Origin of the sequence: Micromonospora sp. NPDC004551 (assembly GCF_040609975.1) — a bacterium.
Classification (GTDB): Bacteria; Actinomycetota; Actinomycetes; order Mycobacteriales; family Micromonosporaceae; genus Micromonospora.
Window position 1 is genome coordinate 88518 of the sequence record NZ_JBEXLM010000027.1, and the last position, 7468, is coordinate 95985.

5 protein-coding genes and 1 pseudogene are annotated in these 7468 nt (G+C 71.5%); 1 reads left to right on the forward strand and 5 read right to left on the reverse strand.

From position 1 onward, the window contains the following. Window positions 1–91: 91 nt before the first annotated feature. The 5 genes from ABZW14_RS26620 to ABZW14_RS26640 form a co-directional block, all read right to left on the reverse strand. A complete protein-coding gene (locus tag ABZW14_RS26620; protein WP_355351446.1) occupies window positions 92–1162 on the reverse strand; it encodes a succinate dehydrogenase/fumarate reductase iron-sulfur subunit in 1071 nt (356 codons plus the stop codon). Continuing rightward, the gene (locus tag ABZW14_RS26625) at window positions 1162–3075 is read right to left on the reverse strand and encodes a fumarate reductase/succinate dehydrogenase flavoprotein subunit (RefSeq protein ID WP_355351448.1); all 1914 of its coding nucleotides are present in this window, start codon (window positions 3073–3075) and stop codon (window positions 1162–1164) included. The genes ABZW14_RS26620 and ABZW14_RS26625 overlap by 1 nt, the downstream gene beginning before the upstream one ends. Window positions 3076–3085: 10 nt before the next feature. After that, the gene (locus ABZW14_RS26630) at window positions 3086–3892 is read right to left on the reverse strand and encodes a hypothetical protein (RefSeq protein WP_355351450.1); all 807 of its coding nucleotides are present in this window, start codon (window positions 3890–3892) and stop codon (window positions 3086–3088) included. A 239-nt stretch (window positions 3893–4131) separates the two neighbouring features. After that, on the reverse strand, window positions 4132–5526 hold the full coding sequence (locus ABZW14_RS26635; protein ID WP_355351452.1) for a metallopeptidase TldD-related protein: 1395 nt from the start codon (window positions 5524–5526) through the stop codon (window positions 4132–4134). Next, window positions 5523–6959: a TldD/PmbA family protein gene (locus ABZW14_RS26640; protein WP_355351454.1), complete on the reverse strand. Its 1437-nt coding sequence runs from the start codon at window positions 6957–6959 to the stop codon at window positions 5523–5525. The genes ABZW14_RS26635 and ABZW14_RS26640 overlap by 4 nt, the downstream gene beginning before the upstream one ends. Before the next feature lie 318 nt (window positions 6960–7277). Between ABZW14_RS26640 and ABZW14_RS26645 the strand changes: the two are divergent. After that, window positions 7278–7468 (forward strand): annotated as a pseudogene (locus ABZW14_RS26645) (ABC transporter ATP-binding protein); the annotation flags it as partial.

Sequence of the window (7468 nt, forward strand, 5' to 3'; positions counted from 1 at the left end):
TCCCGACCGCCGGAAGCGGACGCGGGGTCGGAAACGGGACGGGGGCCGGCGGCATGTGCCGCGGCCCCCGTCGTCGTTGTCGGTGTGCTGCTCAGTGCTTCGGCTCGTCCTGCTGCGGGTGGGCGAAGTTCAGGTGCTCCGCCGGCAGCGGGAAGGTCACGTCGTCACCGAACGGCGACGGCGCGGCGGCACGGTCGAAGGTCAGTTCGGTCAGCGGGAGCTTGCCGTTGACGTCGACCGCGGGGGCGGTCGGGTGCGGCACCTCGCGGTGCCAGTTGACGCCCTGCTGCGCCTGCCGCTCGGCCGCCGTGTCGTGCGAGCCGCCGGCGTGCGAGTGCACCCCGCCGTGGGGGGCGCCGACGCCTACGGCGCCGCTCGAATGCCCGCTGGTCACGCTGGTCTGAGGCACCTGACCCCTCCGGAAGATCTTGCTACCAAGCCACACAAGGGGATCGTACCTGCGGTCGACGACCCGCTCCTTCATGGGGATGATCCCGTTGTCGGTGATCTTGATGTGCTCGGGGCAGACCTCGGTGCAGCACTTCGTGATGTTGCAGAAGCCGAGTCCCATCTCGGACTGCGCGTACTCCTTGCGGTCGGTCTTCGCGTCGAGCGGGTGCATGTCCAGCTCGGCGGCCCGGATGAAGAACCGGGGACCGGAGAACGCCGGCTTGTTCTCCTCGTGGTCACGGATCACGTGGCACACGTTCTGGCAGAGGAAGCACTCGATGCACTTGCGGAACTCCTGCGAGCGCTCGACGTCCACCTGCTGCATCCGGTAGTCGCCCGGGGCCACGTCGGCCGGCGGCGCGAACGCCGGGGTCTCCCGCGCCTTCTCGTAGTTGAACGAGACGTCGGTGACCAGGTCCCGGATGACCGGGAAGGTGCGCAGCGGGGTGACCGTGACGGTCTCCCCCTCCTCGAACGTCGACATCCGGGTCATGCAGCTGAGCCGGGGCTTGCCGTTGATCTCCATGGAGCAGGAGCCGCACTTGCCGGCCTTGCAGTTCCACCGGCACGCCAGGTCCGGCGCGTCGGTGGCCTGGAGGCGGTGGATCACGTCGAGGACGACCTCGCCCTCGTTCACCTCGACCGTGTAGTCCTGCAGGTCGCCGCCGTTCTCGTCGCCCCGCCAGATGCGGAAGGGTCGCTTGGTTCCCATCAGTTGCCCGCCTCCTCGGTGAGGGCGTCGAACTCGGCGAGTTCCTCGTCGGTCAGGTACTTGGCCAGCTCGGCCCGGTCGAACAGGGAGATCAGCTCCGGGCGCATCTTCGGCAGCGGCTTCTGGGTCAGCCGGACCGCGTCGCCGTCCAGCGAGCAGACCAGGTTCACCCGCCGCCACTTCGGGTCCATGGCCGGGTGGTCCTCCCGGGTGTGCCCGCCGCGCGACTCCTGCCGCTCCAGGGCGGCCTTCGCGGTGCATTCCGAGACCACCAGCATGTTGCGCAGGTCCAGGGCCAGGTGCCAGCCCGGGTTGTAGCGGCGGCCGCCGGCCGCGCTCACCTTCGCCACCCGCTCGCGCAGTTCGGCCAGCCGGGCCAGCGCGTCGACCAGCTCACCCTCCCGCCGGATGATGCCGACCAGGTCGCCCATCACCGCCTGGAGGTCCTGCTGGAGGGTGTACGGGCTCTCGCCGGTGTCCCGCTGGAGCGGGGCCAGCGCCGTCTCCACGGCGGCTTCCACCGCCGCCACCGACACCGCCGGGCGCGCGGTGAGCTGGTCGGCGTACGAGGCGGCGTGGCCGCCCGCCCGCTTGCCGAAGACCAGCAGGTCGGACAGCGAGTTGCCGCCGAGCCGGTTGGAGCCGTGCATGCCGCCGGACACCTCACCGGCGGCGAAGAGCCCGCGCACGGTGCCGTACGCCGCACCGGAGTCCGGGTCCACCTCGACGCCGCCCATCACGTAGTGGCAGGTCGGGCCGACCTCCATCGGCTCCTTGGTGATGTCGACGTCGGCCAACTCCTTGAACTGGTGGTACATCGAGGGCAGCCGGCGGCGGATCTCCTCGGCCGGCAGCCGGGAGGCGATGTCCAGGAAGACGCCGCCGGCCGGGGTGCCCCGACCGGCCTTGACCTCGCTGTTGATGGCGCGCGCGACCTCGTCGCGGGGGAGCAGCTCCGGCGGGCGCCGGTTGTTGTCCGGGTCCTTGTACCAGCGGTCCGCCTCGGCCTCGTTGTCCGCGTACTGCTTGCGGAACACGTCCGGGACGTAGTCGAACATGAACCGCTTGCCCTCGGAGTTCTTGAGCACGCCGCCGTCGCCGCGGACCGACTCGGTGACCAGGATGCCCTTGACCGAGGGCGGCCAGACCATGCCGGTCGGGTGGAACTGGAGGAACTCCATGTTGATCAGGGTGGCCCCGGCACGCAGCGCGAGGGCGTGGCCGTCCCCGGTGTACTCCCACGAGTTCGAGGTGACCTTGTAGGAGCGTCCGACGCCGCCGGTCGCGAGGACCACGGCCGGGGTCTCGAAGAGGATGAACTCGCCGGACTCCCGGTAGTAGCCGAACGCGCCGGCCACCCGGTCGTTGTCCAGCAGCAGCTCGGTGATGGTGGTCTCGGCGAAGACCTTGATCCGGGCCTCGTAGTCGCCGAACTCCCGCTTGTCCTCCTGCTGGAGGGAGACGATCTTCTGCTGGAGGGTGCGGATCAGCTCCAGGCCGGTCCGGTCGCCGACGTGCGCGAGCCGCGGGTACTCGTGGCCGCCGAAGTTGCGCTGGGAGATCTTCCCGTCCTTCGTGCGGTCGAAGAGCGCCCCGTACGTCTCCAGCTCCCAGATCCGCTGCGGCGACTCCTTCGCGTGCAGCTCGGCCATCCGGAAGTTGTTGAGGAACTTGCCGCCGCGCATGGTGTCCCGGAAGTGCACCTGCCAGTTGTCCCGGGAGTTCACGTTGCCCATGGCGGCCGCCGCGCCGCCCTCGGCCATCACCGTGTGGGCCTTGCCGAACAGCGACTTCGAGATGATCGCGGTCTTCTTGCCGGCCAGCCGGGCCTCGATCGCCGCGCGCAGGCCGGCGCCACCGGCCCCGATCACGACGACGTCGTAGTGGTGTCGTTCGATTCGCGTCTCAGTCATGTCCAGGCTCTCAGTTGATGAACCGCAGGTCGTTGAACCAGCCGGCCGCCACCGCCATGACGTAGAAGTCGGTCAGCGCCAGGGTGCCGAGGGTGATCCAGGCGAGCTGCATGTGCCGGACGTTCAACCAGGACACCCCGGTCCACGCCCGGTAGCGCAGCGGGTGCTTGGAGAAGTGCTTGAGCCGCCCGCCGATGATGTGCCGGCAGGAGTGGCAGGAGATCGTGTAAGCCCAGAGCATCACCACGTTGACCAGCAGGATGACGTTGCCCAGGCCGAAGCCGAAGCCCTTGGGCGAGTGGAACGCGTAGATCGCGTCGTAGGTGTTGATCAGCGAGATGATCGCGGCGAGGTAGAAGAAGTAGCGGTGCAGGTTCTGTCCGAGCAGCGGGAAACGGGTCTCACCGCCGTATGACTGGTGCCCGTCCGGCACGGCGCAGGCCGGCGGCGACAGCCAGAACGACCGGTAGTAGGCCTTGCGGTAGTAGTAGCAGGTGAGCCGGAACAGCAGCAGGAACGGCAGGGTGAGCGCCGCGTCCGGGATGATCCACCAGCCCGGCAGGAAGCTGCCGAAGTGCGAGGAGCCCTCGACGCACCGGTCGGTGACGCAGGGGGAGTAGAACGGCGTCAGGTAGTGGTAGGCGTCCACCCAGTACCACTTGTGCATGAAGACCCGGACCGTCGCGTAGATGACCCAGGCGCTGAGCCCGACGACGGTGATCAGTGGCGCGAACCACCAGCGGTCCGTTCGCAACGTCTTCGCCGCGATGGCGGCGCGCGCCCGCGCTCCCCGCGGCCTCGTTGCCGTTGATGTCATTCGAGTCGTCTCCCTGACGGCGCCCTCGCGGGGCGGCGGATCACACCTTCCGTACCGGTCAGCGGACCGGCGAGACCGCGTCCACTGCCACGTCTTGCGCACGCATGAGACCGCACCGGCGAACCGGCGCAGCTAAGTGACACACGTTACGCCGATCTTCGCGGCCCGGCCGCGCAACGCAGTGTCCCGTGTGTCCGGGAGGTTGGAAAGACCCGAACCAAGATCAATATCTTGAGGTGTCAGCCGGAGGCGCCGCCGGTGAAGTTCCAGGACGCAAGCCGCAGGGCCGGGGCCTCCCACCAGAAGCCGTCCATCCGGTCCGGCTGACGCACCGGCGCCCGGCCCAGGCCGAGCACCCGGCCTGGGCCCATCGCCCGCGGGTAGGACTCGGTGAACCGGAAGTCGCGCACCGCCCGGGTGGGCACCCCGTCCTCCACCAGCCAGACGCCGTTGCGGGTCAACCCGGTGACGACCAGTTGCTTCGGGTCGAGCACCCGGGTGTACCAGAAGTCGCTGACCAGCAGCCCTCGTTCCACTCCGGCGACGAGCGTGGCCGTGTCCGGGTCGGCCACCGCACCGGTCACCCCGGCGCTCTGCGGCCCGGCGGCCACCCCCGCCGGGCCGCCGGTCGGCAGCAGGCGGAGGTTGCGCGGGAGCGGGCCGAAGGTCGAGGCGCCGACCATCCCGTGCCCGGTGGACCCGGTGCCCGCCTCGGCGCCGCTGCGCCGGTCGTGCGCCACCGCCCCGGTGGTGCCCGCCTCGACCAGGGTCAGCACCCGCCGGGGCGTGCCCTCCAGGTCGTACGGCAGGCCGGAGGCGTGCAGCGGGTCGTCCACCAGGGTCACCGCCGGGTCGAACTGGGCCGTGCCCGGCTCGGCGAAGGACTGCCGCTCGGCGTACCGCTTGCCGTTGAAGCCGTACCAGGCGAGGTTCTGCAGGAGGTCGGCCACGGCGGCGGGTTCGAGCACCACCTCGTAGCGGCCCGGGGGCAGTTCGACCGGGTCGGCCGCGGCCCGCGCCTTCGCCGCCGCGCGGGCGCCCAGGGCCCCGCCGTCGAGGTCGGCCAGGCGGTCGGCGCAGTGCCGGGCCACCCCGTCGGCGCCGCCGGTCCGGGCGATGCCGTCCATGGCCGCCTCGGCCGACCGCCCGACGGCCGAGTGCCCCGCCGAGTTGGCGAACGCCCCCGACCGGTACGCCGTGCGGCAGTAGCCGGCGGCCTCCAGCCCTTCGACGGCGTCCACGAAGGCGCGTACGCGGGCGGCCCGCTCGTCGGGCGAGGCGTCCGCGGTGGCCTCGTCGACGGGCGCGCCGGCGGGGACCGGCGCCGGCGGGGTGAGCCCCGGCCAGGCCGGGTCGGACGGTGCGAGCCGGGACGCGGCCAGCGTCCGCTCGACCAGCGCGGTCAACCCGTCGGGGTCGATCAGGGTGCCGCTGCCCGCGGCCGTCCGGCCGGCGGTGTGCAGCCGGAGCCGGACCGTGGTGCCCGACTCGGCGACGTTCTGGTGGATGAAGGAGTTGGCGAACCGGGTCAGCGCCAGGTCGGCCCGGGTCACCACCACCTCGGCCTGGGCGTCCGGCCCGGCCAGCCGCCGGACCAGCTCCACCACCCGGCCGGCGAGATCCAGCTCGCTCATGCCCGCACCCCCACCCGGACGTTGCGGAAGCGGGCCGGCGCAGCCGGATGGCCGGTGTGCCCGGTCTGGCCCGGCTGCCCCTTGCCGCAGTTCGGCGTGCCCCACGGCACGATCTCCGACGAGAGCATGTCCATGGAGCGCCAGAAGGTCGGCCCGATCCCCGTGTAGGTGGGGTTGCGGAGCATCCGCCCCCGGCGGCCCTTCTTCACCTCCCAGCCGACCTCGCAGCCGAACTGGAAGTTGAGCCGCTTGTCGTCGATGGACCAGGAGCGGTTGAGGTCCATGAGCACCCCGTCGTCGGTGGCCGCGATGATCTCGTCGAGCGTGTGCGGGCCCGGCTCCAGGCCCACGTTGGTCATCCGCACCATGGGCAGCCGCGCCCAGCCGTCCGCCCGGACGCTGCCGCCGTGGTCGAGGCCGGCGACGGCGGCCGAGTCCCGGCCGGCGAGCACCCCCACCCAGCGCCCCTCGCGGACCGCGTCCCGCTTGACCGCCGGGGAGCCCTCGTCGTCGAAGCCGAAGCTGCCCAGCGCACCCGGGATGGTCGGGTCGATGGTGACGTTCATCAGCTCGGAGCCGTAGCGCAGCGTGCCGAGCCGGGTCAGGTCCAGCCAGGACGTGCCCGCGAAGGCGGCCTCCCAGCCGAGGATCCGGTCCAGCTCGATGGCGTGCCCCACCGACTCGTGGATCTGGAGGGCGAGCTGCTCGCCGCCGAGGATCAGGTCGGTCTCGCCGGACGGGCACTCCGGCGCGGTGAGTAGTTCCCGGGACTCCTCGGCGATCCGGGCGGCGTGCGCGGCCAGGTCGAGCGAGGTGACCAGCTCCCAGCCGGTGGTGCCGTACTGCCCGCGGTAGCTCGGATAGGAGCGGCGCTGGGTCTCGCCGTCGCCGATCGAGGTGGCCGAGATGCCGCCCCCGCACTCGCGGATCCGCTGGTCGATGCGGTGTCCCTCGCTGGAGACGAACCACTTGGCGGTGTCCCAGATCTGGTAGAGCCCTTCGGCCAGGTCGGCGCCGTGCTCGCGCATCGTGGCGGTGGCACGGACCAGCAGGTCGCCCTTGTCGGAGAGCGGCACGCCGAGGGGGTCGACGTCGCAGGCCGAGGCCCAGCTCGCCACCGTCGCCTCGACCGGCACCAGGTCGATCGGCGGGCCCGGGACCCGCGCGCTCGCGGTGGCGATCGCCGCGGCGCGCCGGCCGGCGTCGCGGGCGGCGGCGTCCGACAGCTCGGGTACGGCGTGGAAGCCCCAACTCGACCCGACCAGCGCGCGGACGCCGAGCCCGATGCTCTCGTCCTGGGTCAGCTCCTCGATGGCGCCGTTGCGGGCCGACATCGACTCGTAGCGGCGGTGCATCACCCGGGCGTCCGCGTAGCGGGCTCCCGCGTCGAGGGCGGCCTGGACGGCGGCGGTCGCCGCGTCGAATCCCGTCATGCGCCCGACCCTAGGGGACCGGGCCGACATCCGTCAGGGGACGAGATCCTCCGGCCGGATCGTCGCCCGGACGGGCTCGGTCAGCTCCAGACCGTGCCTGGCTTCGCCACCGACGGCGCTGGTGTCGTGAGGTGGGCGCCGGCGTCACGTGAGCGTCGCGGCGTCGATGCCCAGTCGCAACCATGAATGTCCAGGTGAGGGCTGTTCAGGTTGGAAACCTAGTCGTTACGCTCAGGCCGCTGACAGGCCGCCGCTTGTAGCTTATTTTCGCCTCCAGAAGTTTGCTGTAGGTTCTCTTCGTCACTGAGGGAGGCGGTCATGGGCAGGTCGGAGACGGTGCCGTCCGGGGAACCGGACCGCCCCGAGGTGCCGGAGCAACGCGCCGGCGAAGGGCCCTACCTCCAGGTCCGGGACCTGCGGGTGCGGTTCGACACCGAGGACGGCGTGGTGAAGGCCGTCGACGGGGTCTCGTTCGCCGTCGAGCGCGGCCGGACGTTGGGCATCGTGGG

Excerpts from the sequence above, each read along its gene's own strand:
- ABZW14_RS26620 (WP_355351446.1), bottom strand. The coding sequence starts at position 1,162 with ATGGGAACCAAGCGACCCTTCCGCATCTGGCGGGGCGACGAGAACGGC.
- ABZW14_RS26625 (WP_355351448.1), bottom strand. The coding sequence starts at position 3,075 with ATGACTGAGACGCGAATCGAACGACACCACTACGACGTCGTCGTGATC.
- ABZW14_RS26630 (WP_355351450.1), bottom strand. The coding sequence starts at position 3,892 with ATGACATCAACGGCAACGAGGCCGCGGGGAGCGCGGGCGCGCGCCGCC.
- ABZW14_RS26635 (WP_355351452.1), bottom strand. The coding sequence starts at position 5,526 with ATGAGCGAGCTGGATCTCGCCGGCCGGGTGGTGGAGCTGGTCCGGCGG.
- ABZW14_RS26640 (WP_355351454.1), bottom strand. The coding sequence starts at position 6,959 with ATGACGGGATTCGACGCGGCGACCGCCGCCGTCCAGGCCGCCCTCGAC.